The 13,641-nt window shown below is 66.6% G+C and carries 15 protein-coding genes and 1 pseudogene; 10 read left to right on the top strand and 6 right to left on the bottom strand.

The window, feature by feature from the left end; translation table 11 throughout:
• Positions 1-75 precede the first annotated feature (75 nt).
• Positions 76-531, bottom strand: coding sequence for a flavodoxin (locus tag KSS94_RS04320; RefSeq protein WP_217841810.1), 456 nt, complete (start codon positions 529-531; stop codon positions 76-78).
• Positions 532-735: 204 nt separating this feature from the next.
• Here KSS94_RS04320 and KSS94_RS04315 point away from each other — a divergent pair, with 204 nt between their 5' ends.
• From KSS94_RS04315 to KSS94_RS04295, 5 genes are all read left to right on the top strand, one after another.
• The gene (locus tag KSS94_RS04315) at positions 736-1,353 is read left to right on the top strand and encodes a hypothetical protein (protein ID WP_217841809.1); all 618 of its coding nucleotides are present in this window, start codon (positions 736-738) and stop codon (positions 1,351-1,353) included.
• Positions 1,354-1,580: 227 nt separating this feature from the next.
• Positions 1,581-2,156: a putative antibiotic biosynthesis monooxygenase gene (locus KSS94_RS04310; RefSeq protein ID WP_217841808.1), complete on the top strand. Its 576-nt coding sequence runs from the start codon at positions 1,581-1,583 to the stop codon at positions 2,154-2,156.
• Positions 2,157-2,202: 46 nt separating this feature from the next.
• On the top strand, positions 2,203-2,895 hold the full coding sequence (gene folM / locus KSS94_RS04305) for a dihydromonapterin reductase (protein WP_437179991.1): 693 nt from the start codon (positions 2,203-2,205) through the stop codon (positions 2,893-2,895).
• Between the two features lie 9 nt (positions 2,896-2,904).
• On the top strand, positions 2,905-3,201 hold the full coding sequence (locus KSS94_RS04300) for a DUF1244 domain-containing protein (RefSeq protein WP_217841806.1): 297 nt from the start codon (positions 2,905-2,907) through the stop codon (positions 3,199-3,201).
• Complete coding sequence (locus KSS94_RS04295; protein ID WP_217841805.1) at positions 3,194-3,535, top strand: HopJ type III effector protein; 342 nt, start codon at positions 3,194-3,196, stop codon at positions 3,533-3,535. Before KSS94_RS04300 ends, KSS94_RS04295 begins: the two co-directional genes overlap by 8 nt.
• A gap of 118 nt (positions 3,536-3,653) precedes the next feature.
• On the opposite strand, the gene KSS94_RS04290 is transcribed toward KSS94_RS04295, so the two are convergent.
• Both KSS94_RS04290 and fabV read right to left on the bottom strand, forming a co-directional pair.
• Positions 3,654-4,550, bottom strand: a complete 897-nt coding sequence (locus KSS94_RS04290) for an alpha/beta hydrolase family protein (RefSeq protein WP_217841804.1) — start codon at positions 4,548-4,550, stop codon at positions 3,654-3,656.
• Between the two features lie 139 nt (positions 4,551-4,689).
• Complete coding sequence (gene fabV, locus KSS94_RS04285; protein WP_217841803.1) at positions 4,690-5,901, bottom strand: enoyl-ACP reductase FabV; 1,212 nt, start codon at positions 5,899-5,901, stop codon at positions 4,690-4,692.
• Positions 5,902-6,113: 212 nt separating this feature from the next.
• Here fabV and KSS94_RS04280 point away from each other — a divergent pair, with 212 nt between their 5' ends.
• Entirely contained in the window at positions 6,114-7,181 is a 1,068-nt protein-coding gene (locus KSS94_RS04280; protein WP_217841802.1) for a hypothetical protein, read from the top strand.
• A 10-nt stretch (positions 7,182-7,191) separates the two neighbouring features.
• Positions 7,192-7,362: pseudogene (locus KSS94_RS04275) on the top strand (agmatine deiminase family protein); the annotation flags it as partial.
• A gap of 119 nt (positions 7,363-7,481) precedes the next feature.
• Here KSS94_RS04275 and KSS94_RS04270 read toward each other — a convergent pair.
• From KSS94_RS04270 to KSS94_RS04260, 3 genes are read right to left on the bottom strand one after another with little or no spacing between them, the layout of a single operon-like run.
• Positions 7,482-9,158 (bottom strand): phosphoethanolamine transferase, encoded by a 1,677-nt coding sequence (locus tag KSS94_RS04270; RefSeq protein ID WP_217841801.1) that lies wholly within the window; start codon positions 9,156-9,158, stop codon positions 7,482-7,484.
• Between the two features lie 16 nt (positions 9,159-9,174).
• Complete coding sequence (locus KSS94_RS04265; RefSeq protein WP_217841800.1) at positions 9,175-9,711, bottom strand: cytochrome b/b6 domain-containing protein; 537 nt, start codon at positions 9,709-9,711, stop codon at positions 9,175-9,177.
• A complete protein-coding gene (locus KSS94_RS04260; RefSeq protein ID WP_217841799.1) occupies positions 9,711-9,977 on the bottom strand; it encodes a PepSY domain-containing protein in 267 nt (88 codons plus the stop codon). Before KSS94_RS04260 ends, KSS94_RS04265 begins: the two co-directional genes overlap by 1 nt.
• Positions 9,978-10,124: 147 nt before the next feature.
• Here KSS94_RS04260 and KSS94_RS04255 point away from each other — a divergent pair, with 147 nt between their 5' ends.
• From KSS94_RS04255 to KSS94_RS04245, 3 genes are all read left to right on the top strand, one after another.
• A complete protein-coding gene (locus KSS94_RS04255; RefSeq protein ID WP_217841798.1) occupies positions 10,125-10,790 on the top strand; it encodes a response regulator in 666 nt (221 codons plus the stop codon).
• On the top strand, positions 10,787-12,142 hold the full coding sequence (locus tag KSS94_RS04250) for an ATP-binding protein (protein ID WP_217841797.1): 1,356 nt from the start codon (positions 10,787-10,789) through the stop codon (positions 12,140-12,142). Before KSS94_RS04255 ends, KSS94_RS04250 begins: the two co-directional genes overlap by 4 nt.
• Before the next feature lie 308 nt (positions 12,143-12,450).
• Complete coding sequence (locus tag KSS94_RS04245) at positions 12,451-13,629, top strand: acetyl-CoA C-acetyltransferase (protein WP_217841796.1); 1,179 nt, start codon at positions 12,451-12,453, stop codon at positions 13,627-13,629.
• Positions 13,630-13,641 lie beyond the last annotated feature (12 nt).

The raw sequence follows: 13,641 nt of genomic DNA, 5'->3' as shown, positions 1-13,641 counted from the left end.
ATCGCCGGCAAACCGGCTCCTACAGGGTAACGTGCAGGAGCCGGCTTGCCGGCGATAGGGCCAGAACCGGCAAAATCAGCCCTTCAGGGCTTGCGCAAATTCGGCCAGCCAAGGCTCGGCATCGGTCTCGGGGGTGACGGTTTCGCTGGCGTCCAGGCGCAGCATCGGCAGCACCTCGTGCACGCCCAGTTCGGCGAACAGCTCGCGCAGTTGCTCGCCAGCGCCGCAATAAGTGTCGCCATAGCTCGAGTCGCCCAGGCCGATCACCGCGCCCGGCAGGCCGCGCCAGGCTGCCGGCAGGGTGTCGCGGATGGTGCTGTACAGCGGCATCAGGCTGTCGGGCAGCTCGCCCATGCCGGTGGTCGAGGTCACTGCCAGCAACGCCTGCGGGACGAAGCCCTCGAGGTCCTGCAGGGTGGCGCGAGCAGCGTGCCAGGCGTCGAAGCCGGCGGCCTTGAGCAGCGACTCGGCGTGGCGGGCAACTTCTTCGGCGGTGCCATATACGGAGCCGGAAATAATGGCGACTTTCATCGGGTAAGCGTTCCGAAACTGAGTGAAAACGTAGGATACTAGCACCCAACAGTGGCAAAAGGCCGCCTGCGCCGAAAGTCACAGGCCTGGCAGCTGTTTGCGGCAGCCCGCCGCCCGATCCGACCAATGACCTGAACCAAGCGCATTCGCCGCGGTCAATGGCCGTGAAGTAATCGCCATTTTCGATCGCCACCGAGTTCGACCATGCAAGCAGACGCCCTCCTCTCCCAGGACGAGCTGGACTTCATCCAGGACATGCAACACATCCCCCAGCTGAACCTGGCCGACCCCATGTCGAGCCTGCTGGTCAATGGCGACCGCCGGCTGAAGGATTTGCTCACCCGCCTGGTGGCCAACGAGCAGGTAACGTTGCAGGCGAACTTCAACAACCAGCAGCTCAGCTTCCCGCTGCAACTGGTCGAAGACGAGTTCCATTCCATGCACCTGCAACTGGGCGCACCGGACATCTATGAAGACGGCCCGATGCTGCGGCCCTGGCGCCTGTCGCTGGATCAGCCGGCCGCACTGCTGGACGACCACCACCAACCCAGCCAGCTGTGGGTGCGCGATATTTCGTTCAAAGGCGTGCTGCTGGAAATACGCGGCCTGCCCGAAGCCCCGTCGCGCTTCGACCTGCATTTTGCCCCCGAAGGCATCCCGGCCATCGGCCTGAGCGGCGTGCTGCAACGGCGCATCGGCCCGGACCTGGCCGCCTACGACCTGACCCGCAGCCCCGCCGAAGAGATCGAGCGGCTGCGCGAGTACATTCTGCAAGCGCATCGCCAGGCCCACCCTGAGCTGCATGCGCAGGTTGCGGTCTGAACGCATCCAAAACGCTGTAGGAGCCAGCTTGCCGGCGATCACCGGCGCAGCCGCTGGTATCAAATCGCGGGGCAAGCCCGCTCCCACGCAAACCTTCCCTTGCCTGTAACCGCTTTTCAGCGATAATCCGCGCCCGATTCTTGCAAGCAAGCCTGCGCCGCCCACCACCCCGGGCCGCACGCCATAGGGGCCGGCTACCCGCCAGCCCCGCCGCCAGGAGATACACGATGTCTACCCACCCCGTCACCTTGATGGTGTCGCGCCGCGCCGCCCACGGCCGCTACCAGGACCTGCTGGCCTGGCTGCACGAAGGCGAGCAACTGGCCACCGACTTCACCGGCTACCTCGGCTCGGGCATCCTCGCCCCGCCCGCCGAAAGCGACGAATTCCAGATCATCTTCCGCTTCACCAACGCGCAGACCATGCACGCCTGGGAGCATTCGGCCTCGCGCCGGGCCTGGTTGCAACGTGGCGATGGCCTGTTCGAACGCCCCGTCGAGGCGCGCGTGAGTGGCATCGACGACTGGTTCGGCACCCCTACAGTGCAAAAACCGCCGCGCTGGAAGCAGGCCACGGCCATCTGGCTGGCGTTCTTCCCGGTGTCGCTGCTGTTCAACGCGCTGTTCGGCCACTGGTTGGGGGCCCTCGACCTGCTACCGCGGATACTGCTGAGCACCCTGGCCCTGACGCCGCTGATGGTGTACCTGTTCATCCCGCTGTCCACCCGCCTTCTGGCCGGCTGGCTGAACGCGGCGCCCAAGGCCCGCACCGGCAGCGCCAGCGAGGCTCGCAAGGCAACCTAGTTCGGGTATGCTGGGGCATTCGCAAAAACCACAGACCGCCCCGAACATGAACAGCCCCATCCTCATCACCGGAGCCAGCCAGCGCGTCGGGCTGGCCCTGGCGCTGGAACTGGCGCAGGCCGGCCATACGGTGGTCAGCGCCAGCCGCCAGATCCATTCACAAGCGGCCCACCCGAACATCCAGCAGTTCCAGGCCGACCTGACCGTGGCCGCCGAGCGCCAGGCACTGATCGATCACCTGCACAGCCACTACGAAGGCCTGCGCGCAGTGATCCACAACGCCTCACTGTGGCTGGACGACAACCTCGACAACCTCGAGACCATGTTCCGCCTGCACGTCGAGGCGCCCTACCACCTCAACCTCGCCCTCGGCGGGCTGCTGGGCAAGGTGGAGAAGGCCGACATCATCCACATCTGCGACGAAACCTCCTCGCGCGGCAGCAAGAGCCACATCGGCTATGCCGCCACCAAGGCGGCGCTGCAGAACATGGTGCTGTCGTTCGCCGAAAAGTACGCGCCGAGCGTGCGCGTCAACGGTATCCTGCCCGGCCTGCTGATCCTCAAGGAAGACGGCGACGAGCAGTACCGCCAGCAGACCCTGAAAAAAGCCCTGCTGGAATTCGAACCCGGCGCCCGGCCGCTGATCGACGCCGTGCTGTTCTTGCTGCAAAGCCAGTACAGCACCGGCAGCCAGGTGGTCATCAATGGTGGCCGCCACTTGAAGAACCGCATGACCTGAGGCACGCCCATGACCCCGCAACAACAACTCGAACTCGAAGCCGCCGCGTTCCGGCGCCTGGTCGAACACCTGCAAAAGCGCACCGACGTGCAGAACATCGACCTGATGAACCTCTCCGGCTTTTGCCGCAACTGCCTGTCCAAGTGGTACAAGGCCGCCGCCGACGAGCGCCAGGTCGACCTGACCCTGGATGACGCCCGCGAGGCGGTGTACGGCATGCCCTACGCCGAGTGGAAAGCCCAATACCAGAAAGAAGCCAGCGCCGAGCAACAGGCGGCGTTCGAACAAGGAAAACCCCGTGACTGATCTGAACACCCTGCGCAGCAGCCTGGCCAGCGGCGAACACGTGTTTGCCGACACCCTGGCGTTCATTGCCGAGCACTACAGCTACCAGCAACAAGCCTTCGACAACGGTGAGGTGCACAACGCCGCCGGGCAGAACGAAGGCTCGTGCAAGACCCTGGGCCTGGCCCTGCTCGAAGGTTTGAGCGACCAGGAAGCACTGCTGGCCTTCGGCGAGCACTACCGCAGCGTGGTCGCCACCCCCGAAGGCAGCGACCATGGCAACATCCGTGCGCTGATCAAGCATGGCCTGGCGGGCGTCAAATTCGCTGCCCAGCCATTGGCGCGCAAGGGCTGACGTACGCTGTACCTGTAGGAGCCGGCTTGCCGGCGATGAGGCCGGGCCTGGCATTGGAGACGTTGCCAAGGCTTGCGGCCCTATCGCCGGCAAGCCGGCTCCTACAGGGAATGAGCACTCAACTGATGATTCTGCCCGGTACCGGGTCGGCCAACTGCCCGGCCTGCAGCCAGCCCAGCGCGATCGGCCACAGGCTGTGGCGAAAGCGCTCGTGAAAGAACGCGAAGTGGCCAATCTCACCCACTGAAATGTCCCCAGGCGCCACCCGCAGGTGGCGGCGTTCGCCAGCGTGCAGGTAAGCCAGCAGGCGCTCGGTGGCCGCCACGGTGCCGAACGGATCGTCGGTCAGACTGACCGCCAGCGTGGCCGCACGCACGTGGGAGAATGGCAGCGTTTGCAGTGCACGCCCGCTGGGGCGGTGCTCGTAGCGCGCTGTGGGCGTGCTCCAGTCATGCACCACACCCGCTGGCGTATCCTCCAGCCAACCCAGGCGCTTGCCAGGGAAATAGCCGAACAGCCGGGTCAGCAGCGGCATTACCACATGCCACTTGCCGTACAGCCGCCAGCGCTGCCCGGCCGCATAGTCGCGCCAGTAGGCAAACTGCGCGCCCACCAGCACCGCATGGCGCACCTGCGCCGCCGACGGCGCCAGGCCCAGGGCCCAGCCGCCAAAGCTGTGGCCGACCACATGCACCGGCTGGCCGGGGTGCTCGGCTGCGGCCAGCTGCAACATGGCTTCGAAGTCCAGCCGCCCCCAGTCGCTCCACGAGGCCTGGAAGCCGCGCAGCGAGGCCGGGCGCGATTCGCCGATGCCACGGTAGTCGTAGGTGAGCACATCCAAGCCCTGGGCGAACAGGTAGTCGGCAAAGCGGGAGTAGTAACGGCAGCGCACGGAAGTGGCAGCGTTGATGATCACTAGCGGGCGCTGGCAATCGGGGGTGTCATGGCGCCAGCGAAAACCGGCGAGGCGGTAGCCGTCGGTGGCGGCGTGGCTGAAGGGGGTGGGGCTGCTCATGGCGCGGCTCTTTGAGGTTGTGCGCCAAGCTTACAAAAAATCTGCAGGCTGTACCGGCCCCATCGCCGGCAAGCCGGCTCCTACAGGGGTATGCGTTTACCTGTAGGAGCCGGCTTGCCGGCGATAGGGCCAGTCCCGATTACAGCTCGATGCAGTCGAACTTCACGTCGGTGGCCACGTCTTCGTCGTAGTTGACGTCAGCGCGCTCGAAGCCGAACAGGTTGAGGAACTGCTTCTTGTAACCGGCGTAGTCGGTCAGCTCGAACAGGTTCTCGGTGGTCACCTGCGGCCACATGGCCTTGCAGGCGTCCTGTACGTCGTCGCGCAGCTCCCAGTCGTCCAGGCGCAGGCGGGCTTTTTCGTCCACTTCGGCCGGGGCGCCGTCGGTGCGGTACATGCGCTCGCGGAACATGCGGTCGAGCTGGTCCTGGGTGCCTTCGTGGACGCCCTTCTCCTGCATGATCTTGAACACCATCGACAGGTACAGCGGCATCACTGGGATGGCCGAGCTGGCCTGGGTGACCACCGACTTGAGCACCGCCACGTTGGCGCCGCCCTTGACCTCACCGGCCAGTTTCTTGTCCAGACGCAGGGCGGTTTCGTCCAGGTCCTGCTTGGCCTGGCCCAGGGCGCCGTGCCAGTAGATCGGCCAGGTGATTTCGGTGCCGATGTAGCTGAAGGCCACGGTGCGGGCACCTTCGGCCAGCACGTCGGCGCCAGCCAGGGCGTCGATCCACAGCTGCCAGTCCTGGCCGCCCATGACGGTGACGGTGTCGGCGATTTCCTGCTCGGTGGCCGGCTCGATGCTGGCCTCGATGATGGTGTCCTTGTTGGTGTCGATGGCGGTCGACTTGTACGGCTGACCGATCGGCTTGAGCGCCGAACGGATCACTTCACCGGTCTGCGGCAGCTTGCGCACCGGCGAGGCCAGCGAGTAGATGACCAGGTCGACCTTGCCGCCCATTTCGTTCTTGATCAGCTCGATGACCTTGGCGCGGGCTTCGTCGGAGAAGGCGTCACCGTTGATCGACTTGCTGTACAGGCCCTCGGCCTTGGCGAACTTGTCGAAGGCCGCCGAGTTGTACCAGCCGGCGGTGCCGGCCTTGGTCTCGCTGCCCGGCTTTTCGAAGAACACGCCCAGGGTATCGGCCTTGAAGCCGAACGCTGCGGTGATGCGCGCTGCCAGGCCGTAACCGCTGGAGGCACCGATCACCAGGACTTTCTTCGGACCATCCTCGCGCACGCCCAGCTTGCGGGTGGCTTCGATCTGGTCACGGACGTTGAGCTCGCAGCCCTTGGGGTGAGTCGTGGTGCAGATGAAACCGCGAACCTTGGGATGAATGATGGCCAATGTCTGTACCTCGTCAGGTTTAGGCTGAGCAAGCGCCCGGATACGGGGCGTTTGCGTTTGATCTGGAGGGTGAGACTACCCCCGAACGTAATCCGACACATATTACGGGGTGAGGCCGGGGATGCAAAACCGCCCCACGCGGAATCGCTGCCCTCTCGCTTGCCTGGCTGTGACTGCGCACGCTGCGCAGCCACCCTGCAAGGAGACGCCCGATGATTCGCTCCAGCCTGCTGGCCGCCAGCCTGATACTCGCCAGCCACAATGCCCTGGCCCACCCCACCCGCTTGGCCAACGCCGTGGAACACGGCACCGCGCACTGCCTGATGAAGCCTGCGCAAGCCAGCGACACTACCGTTTGCGAGGTATCGGCCATGGTCCGGGTCGGCGATCGCCTGATCCTCGCCAACGACAAGCCGATCCCCGGCGGCTCGAAGCTGTTCAGCCTGCCACTGGAGAAGGACCGGATCGGCGATGCCCCCCCGACCTACCTCAAGGGCCAAGCCATCGAGCAGAGCCGCAAGCTCGAAGCCATGACCCTGACCCTCGACGGGCTGCATGTCATTGCCAGCACCGGCTTCAACCGGGTGGGCGACGAGCGCGATGCCAGTTTCGACGCCTACAGCACCCTGCTCTACTGGCCGGCCAATCAACCGGAAAACGCCCGGGTAGTCGCCCCCTCGACCCGCCAGGGTATGACCAGTTCGCGCGCCCTGCGCGGGCAGATCGCCAGGGCCGTGGGGGCGCCGTTCTTCCAGGTCGAGGGGCTGTCGGTGGCACCGGGCAATCGCCTGCTGCTGGGTATCCGCAAACAGGGGCAGGATTACCAAAGCGCCACCGACGTGTTCAAGATCGTGGCAGCACCGTTCAGCATCGACAACGGCATGCTGCGCCTGCAAGGCGATTTCGAGCTGTTGTTCGAGTTCACCCCGCAAGTGCCCGGCGAGGGCAAGCCGCTGGGGCTGTCCTCTATCGAGTATGACCGTTTCAACCACGACGCCCTGTTGGCCCTGACCAGCTTCGAAGATGAGACGTCCATCGGCGGCTACCTGTGGTCGATCCCGATACAGCCGCTGCTGGCGCGCAAACCGGTCACCCCCGAATTGTTCGTCGATGGCATGGGCGCGCCGCTGCGTTTTGGCAACAAGCCGGAGGGCCTGGAATTGCTGGACGCCTCGACCCTGCTGATCGTGCATGACGATGACCGCATGCAGGTAGGCACCGGCTCCGACAGCCAGGCCAGTGGGCCGGATGAGTTTGCGTTCAGTACGGTGAAGTTCTGACAGCGGCCGCGATGGCGCGGTGATTGCGCCGCAGTTTGGCGATGCCGAGGCCGATGAGAAGGCGCGGGCGTTGTTGGTGAAGCTGTACCTGGGGCGCGAGGTGGTGCAGTTGGAGATCGATGCCATCGCGGCCGGGGGGGGCGGGATTCATTGCGTGCCCCACCAGCGGCCGGCGGTGTGATCAAAAGCATCGCGGGCAAGCCCGCTCAGGTTACACCTCAGGCCGAACATCACGCGATCCCTGTAGGAGCGGCCTTGTGTCGCGAAAGGGCCGCAACGCGGCCCCGACAATCTACAGCCTTACCCCCCGCACCCCGCCCGGCGCCCTCCGCCCAGCCACGCACTCAACTGCACCGGTGCCAGATGCACCAACCCCTCGGCGGTCTCGCACACCGGCTGGATGTAGTTGTCGCTGAACAACAGCTTGCCGTGCACAAAATGCTCGTCCTTGCGCAGGTTGGGGTTGTCGATGCGCGTCCCCAGCCGCGCCGCCAGCCACTTGCCGATCTCGTAATGGCTCACCCAACGCTCCGCCGCCAGCACGTCCATGGCCTGGCCCGGCGCATCGCGGCTGAGCACGATCACCGGCACATCGCTGACCTCGGGCACCAGGTCGTTGTGGCCCCACTTGCCGTCCTCGCCCAGGCGCTGGCCATGGTCGCCGGTAATCACCAGGTAGCGCTCGCCCTCCAGGCGGTCGAAGCGGGCGATCACCTCCTCCAGCAGGCCATCCAGATAATGGATGGAGTTGTCGTAGGCGTTGGCCTGGCCCTCGGGGCCGCGGTCCGGCCAGGGCACCTGGCCCGGCTGGTGAGTGTAGTTCTGCGCGTAGGGCAAGTGCGCGGTGCGCAAATTCAGCACCACGAAGTTGCGCGCCGCGAAGCGCTGCTGGTCGAGGATCTCCAGCAGGGCGTGGTCCTGGCGCTTGAGAAAGCGCAGCGGGTGGTCCTCGCGGGTGATCGACACATCCAGGTAGCGGCTGCCCAAGTGCGCCAGCAGGCGCGACTCCTGGGACGAGATCCAGTGGGTGCGCATGCCGGCCTGGCGGGCAAAGCGGAACAGGTTGACCTGGCCCTCGCGCAGCAGGTGGTCCTGGCCGGGCTCGCGGATCGGGTTGAGCAGGTACGGCAGGCTCACGTCGGTGGCCACCCCGGCCGACACGCCGGGGCGCACCAGGGCGCTGGGGTGGCTGGCCAGGTATTGCTGCAAGCGGGGCGTGGTCTGCCGGCTGTAGCCGTATACGCCCATGCGTTCGCTGCGCAGCGAATCGGCCACCACCAGCCACACATGTTGCGCAGTGCTGGGGATGGTACTGAGCCGGTACGGCGCGAACGGCGCCTCGGGCAGCGCCTGCTGCGGGCTGAACGCCAGACGCACGGCCCAGGCCGAAAACGCATTGAGGCTGTTGTGCAGACCGCTGCGGGTAGGGCCGGGGGTGAACGAGTCGAGGTTGCGGTAGGTGGCGCGGTAGGGCTTGGCCAGCAGCACCACGGCAATCAGCAGCAGCGCCCAGCGGCTGGCCGGCAGTGCCACCCGCCCAGGCAGGTGCCAGTGCAGGGCAATCAACACGGCATACGGCAGCACTACGCTCAGGCCCGCCGTCCAGTGCGCGCCCAGGCTGTGCCGGGCGGTCTGCCCCACCTCGCCCGGCTCACGCAGCAGGCTGTGGATATCGATGGCGCTCAGCGGCTCGCCAAAAAAGCTGATATTGCCCAGTTGCAGCAGTTGCATGGCGGCGAACAGCAGCAGGATCGCCACCACCACCGCCCGCAGGTTGCACAGCCACAAAGCCAGGCAAAACGCCCACAGCCCGGCGACCCAGCCGGCTTCGAGCTCGGCGCGGTTGTTGCCGGTGAACAATTGCTGAATGAAGTCGTCGGCCAGCAGCAACAGGCAGCTCAGGCTGGCCAGGGCGCACAGGCGCAGCCAGGCCGCGCCGCGCTCGGGGCGCGGGCGCAGGGTGAGGGACAGCAGCATGGGGGGCTCTCGGGGGTCAGGGTTCGTCGCGGTGGCGGCGCCGGCCGGTGATCATCGACAGCGGCAGGTTTTCGCCCATGCGCAGGCTCTCCACCAGGGCCGCCAGTACATGCACGCACACCAGCACCAACAGGCTGTCGGCCAGCAGGCTGTGCAGGTCCATCGGCCAGTCGGCGCCCCACAAGGCGTCGACTTCTTCAGCCAGAAAGCCGGTCAGGCCCAGGCCGCCGATGCAGGTGAGCATCAGCAGCATCACCAGGGCGCCGACAGGCGAGTGGCCGAGGCGGTGGTAAGGGCGATTGTGCAACAGCGCGCGTATATGGGCGCCAAGGCGCGCAGGCGTCGGCCAGAAGTCGGCCCAGCGTGCGCTGCGCGGGCCGGCGAAGCCCCACAGCACACGCACCGCCAGGCAGCCCACAGCGTAGTAGCCCAGCCACTGGTGCCAGCTCTCGCCTTCTTCGTTGATGAAGTAGTTGGCGACGAACACACCGGCGAACGACCAGTGGCACAGCCGCAACAGCGGGTCCCACAGGCGTACCGTGGCGCCGGTCATCAGTCTTCGATCTCGGTCTTCACTGCCTTGCCGCTGACCGGGTCGTGGTAGATCTCGACCTTGCGACCGTCCTTGTCGAAGCCGTAGATCTCGTAGCAATTACCCTTGGTGACCTTGAACTTGTTGATCTTGTAACCCTGCTCCTTGAGCTGGGCCTGGAACTTGTCCGGGTCCTGCCAGGTGCTCTTGTCGGCGGTGGTGCACTGGGTGGCGGCGAAGGCGCTGGTGCTACCCAGCAAAAGGGCTACGGCAAGGAGTGTACGCATGGCAATGATCTCCGGTTGGAAGGTGTGGACCCGCACGATGCGCTACCAGGCTTAATGCCAGCTTAGTAGGTCATGACTAGTTACATTTCATTGGGCGACAGGCTGCAGGCAGGCCCCATCATGGCGCCTTCGACGAGAGGCCTTTGCATGCGTGTACTGCTGGTGGAAGACGATCAGGCGCTGGCCCAGGGCATCCGCACCGCCTTGCGCGGCGAGGGCTACACCCTGGACTGGCTGGCCGACGGCCTGGAGGCGCAGCGCGCGCTCAACGACGAGACTTTCGACCTGGTGCTGCTCGACCTCGGCCTGCCCCGCTGCGATGGCCTCGACCTGCTGCGCACCCTGCGCGCCAGCGCCCAGGGCGATGTGCCGGTGCTGGTGCTGACCGCCCGCGACGCCACCCGCGACCGTATTCAGGGGCTGGATGCCGGGGCCGACGATTACCTGGTCAAACCCTTCGATGTGGACGAGCTGAAAGCGCGTATTCGCGCCCTGCTGCGGCGCAGCCAGGGCCGTGCGCAACCGCTGCTGGAGCACGCCGGGGTAAGCCTGGACCCGGCGCGCTTCGAGGTGCGCCACCATGGCCAGCCGGTGGCCCTGACGCCCATGGAGTTCCAGCTTTTGCACCAATTGCTGGCGCGCCCGGGCACGGTGCTGACCCGCGAGCGCCTGGGCGAGATGCTGTACGGCTGGCACGAAAGCGGCCCGGGCAACACCCTGGAGGTGCTGGTGCACAACTTGCGGCGCAAGCTCGACAGCGGGTTGATCCGCACCGTGCGCGGGGTCGGCTACCTGATCGAGGACACGCCATGACCGCCATCCGCACGCGCATCCTGCTGCCCACGCTGCTGCTGGTGCTGATCGGCAGCCTGGGCCTGGTGCTGAGCGTGCTGCGCGACAGCCACCGCGACATCGAGAACGTCTACGACGCCCAGCTGGTGCAGGCCGCACGGGTGTTGCAGGGGCTGTTCCGGCAGATGCCTGCCGGGCAGGACTGGCAGCAGGTGCACCAGGCGCTGGAGCAGGCGCTGGACCTGTCGGGCAGCGAGATTCTCAGCCACCCCTACGAAATCAACCTGGCGTTCCAGGTGTGGCGCAGCGACGGCCAACTGCTGATGCGCTCGGCCGACGCCCCGCAGTTGGTCGCCCTGCCCGACCCTGGTATTCACGACCTGCTGTACCAGGGCCAGGACTGGTGCGGCGTGCTGCTGGAGGACCGCCAGCGCGGCCTGCTGATCTGGGTGGGCGAGCGCGACGACCTGCGCCAGGACCTGATCCAGCGCATCGCCGACCAGGCCCTGGCCCCGGCGCTGGTGGGCATCCCGCTGCTGGCGCTGGGTATCTGGCTGCTGCTGGGCTGGGGCCTGCAACCGCTGCAGCGCCTGGCCCGGCACCTGCGGGCGCGGCCAGTGGACAGCCTGGAGCCGCTGGCCAGCGCCGACCTGCCGCCGGAGCTGGCGCCCATGGCCCAGGCCCTGAACCACCAGTTGCTGCAATTGACCCGCCTGCTGGAGCGTGAACGGCGCTTCATCGCCGACGCCGCCCACGAACTGCGCACCCCCTTGGCCGTGCTGGCGATTCACGCCGGCAACGCCCGCCGCGCGGGCAGCGACAGCGAGCGCGACGAGGCGCTGGGGTTTCTCGAACAGGGCGTGGCCCGCGCCACCCGCCTGGCCAGCCAGCTGCTGACCATGGCCCGCCTGGAGCCGCTGACCCAGACACGCCAGCGCGTGCGCCTGGACGCCCTGGCCCGCGAAGAGCTGGCCCAGTTGACGCCGCTGGCCTTGCGCCGCGAGGTCGAGCTGGTGCTGGAAGAGCCCGGCCCTTGCCACCTGCACGCCGACCCCACAGCGGTGACGGTGATGCTGCAGAACCTGGTGGGCAACGCCCTGCAGTTCAGCCCGGCGGGCAGCGAAGTGAGCGTGGTGCTGAGCCGCCATGAGCAGTGGCTGCACCTGCAGGTGCTGGACCAGGGGCCGGGGGTGGAGGCTGCGCAACTGGCCCGGCTGAGCGACCGCTTCTACAGCGCCAACAACCCGCAGGGCGCGGGGCTTGGGCTGGCGATCGTGGCGCTGGTGGTGGAGCAGTTGGGCGGTGGGGTGCAATGGTTCAACCGCAGTGAGGGTGGGTTTGGGGTGCAGGTGCGGTTGCCGACTTGCGAATGACGCAGCGGCCCCGGGATATCGGCCCCATGCGAGATTGCCGGGGCTGCTGCGCAGCCCATCGCGGCACAAGGCCGCTTCCCACATGGATTGCATAAGCCTCAGGCCTGCGCAGTCCCTGTAGGAGCCGGCTTGCCGGCGATGAGGCCAGTACCGGCAGCACAAGACCGTTGCTCCCACGCCGACTGCCTACCGTCGCGGCTCCATTCATTTACAAACCCGATCAATCACAAAGAAAAACAAACTTCTCAAATGAGCGCCGCGCAGGGATGCTGTGGCAATCGATCGTGCCCACCTTCCGGAGAACAACAATGAACGAAGTCGTCATCGTCGCCGCCACCCGCACTGCCATCGGCAGCTTCCAGGGGGCCCTGGCCAACGTACCTGCCGTGGAGCTAGGCGCAGCGGTGATCCGCCAGTTGCTCGAGCAAACCGGCCTGGACCCGGCCCAGGTCGACGAGGTGATCCTCGGCCAGGTGCTCACCGCCGGTGCCGGGCAAAACCCCGCGCGCCAGGCTGCGGTGAAGGCCGGCCTGCCCTTCGAAGTGCCGGCGCTGACCCTGAACAAGGTGTGCGGTTCGGGCCTCAAGGCCCTGCACCTGGCCGCCCAGGCGATCCGCTGCGGCGATGCCGAGGTGGTGATTGCCGGCGGCCAGGAGAACATGAGCCTGGCCCCATACGTACTGCCCTCGGCCCGTACCGGCCAGCGCATGGGCCATGGCCAGATGCTCGACAGCATGATCACCGACGGCCTGTGGGACGCCTTCAACGACTACCACATGGGCATCACCGCCGAGAACCTGGTGGCCAAGTACCAGCTCACCCGCGAACAGCAGGACGCCTTCGCCGCCGCCTCCCAGCAAAAGGCCGTGACGGCCATCGAGGCCGGGCGCTTCAAGGCTGAAATCACCCCCATCCACATTGCCCAGAAAAAGGGCGAGCCACTGGTGTTCGATACCGACGAGCAGCCCCGCGCCGGCACCACCGCCGAGTCCCTCGGCAAGCTGCGCGCGGCCTTCAGGAAGGACGGCAGCGTCACCGCTGGCAACGCCTCCAGCCTGAACGACGGCGCCGCTGCGGTGCTGCTGATGAGCGCCAGCAAGGCCAAGGCCTTGGGCCTGCCGGTGCTGGCCAAGGTTGCCGCCTACGCCAGCGCCGGGGTAGACCCGGCAATCATGGGCATCGGCCCGGTGTCGGCCACCCAGCGCTGCCTGGCCAAGGCCGGCTGGCAGTTGAGCGAGCTGGACCTGATCGAGGCCAACGAAGCCTTCGCCGCCCAGGCGCTGGCGGTAGGCAAGGGGCTGGAGTGGGATGCGGCCAAGGTCAACGTCAACGGCGGCGCCATTGCCCTGGGCCACCCGATTGGTGCCTCGGGCTGCCGGGTGCTGGTGACCCTGCTGCACGAGATGATCAAGCGCGATGCGAAGAAAGGCCTGGCCACGCTGTGCATTGGTGGCGGGCAGGGTGTGGCGCTGGCGATCGAGCGCTGATTTTTTTGCTGT

Source organism: Pseudomonas fakonensis (genome assembly GCF_019139895.1).
Classification (GTDB): domain Bacteria; phylum Pseudomonadota; class Gammaproteobacteria; order Pseudomonadales; family Pseudomonadaceae; genus Aquipseudomonas; species Aquipseudomonas fakonensis.
Note: the sequence above shows the minus strand (reverse complement) of the source record. Positions and strands in the feature narration are given on the sequence as shown.

What these genes read in the sequence shown, in the direction of transcription:
- KSS94_RS04320 (WP_217841810.1), bottom strand. Translation starts at nt 531, where the DNA reads ATGAAAGTCGCCATTATTTCCGGCTCCGTATATGGCACCGCCGAAGAA.
- KSS94_RS04315 (WP_217841809.1), top strand. Translation starts at nt 736, where the DNA reads ATGCAAGCAGACGCCCTCCTCTCCCAGGACGAGCTGGACTTCATCCAG.
- KSS94_RS04310 (WP_217841808.1), top strand. Translation starts at nt 1,581, where the DNA reads ATGTCTACCCACCCCGTCACCTTGATGGTGTCGCGCCGCGCCGCCCAC.
- folM (WP_437179991.1), top strand. Translation starts at nt 2,203, where the DNA reads ATGAACAGCCCCATCCTCATCACCGGAGCCAGCCAGCGCGTCGGGCTG.
- KSS94_RS04300 (WP_217841806.1), top strand. Translation starts at nt 2,905, where the DNA reads ATGACCCCGCAACAACAACTCGAACTCGAAGCCGCCGCGTTCCGGCGC.
- KSS94_RS04290 (WP_217841804.1), bottom strand. Translation starts at nt 4,550, where the DNA reads ATGAGCAGCCCCACCCCCTTCAGCCACGCCGCCACCGACGGCTACCGC.
- KSS94_RS04280 (WP_217841802.1), top strand. Translation starts at nt 6,114, where the DNA reads ATGATTCGCTCCAGCCTGCTGGCCGCCAGCCTGATACTCGCCAGCCAC.
- KSS94_RS04270 (WP_217841801.1), bottom strand. Translation starts at nt 9,158, where the DNA reads ATGCTGCTGTCCCTCACCCTGCGCCCGCGCCCCGAGCGCGGCGCGGCC.
- KSS94_RS04265 (WP_217841800.1), bottom strand. Translation starts at nt 9,711, where the DNA reads ATGACCGGCGCCACGGTACGCCTGTGGGACCCGCTGTTGCGGCTGTGC.
- KSS94_RS04260 (WP_217841799.1), bottom strand. Translation starts at nt 9,977, where the DNA reads ATGCGTACACTCCTTGCCGTAGCCCTTTTGCTGGGTAGCACCAGCGCC.
- KSS94_RS04255 (WP_217841798.1), top strand. Translation starts at nt 10,125, where the DNA reads ATGCGTGTACTGCTGGTGGAAGACGATCAGGCGCTGGCCCAGGGCATC.
- KSS94_RS04250 (WP_217841797.1), top strand. Translation starts at nt 10,787, where the DNA reads ATGACCGCCATCCGCACGCGCATCCTGCTGCCCACGCTGCTGCTGGTG.
- KSS94_RS04245 (WP_217841796.1), top strand. Translation starts at nt 12,451, where the DNA reads ATGAACGAAGTCGTCATCGTCGCCGCCACCCGCACTGCCATCGGCAGC.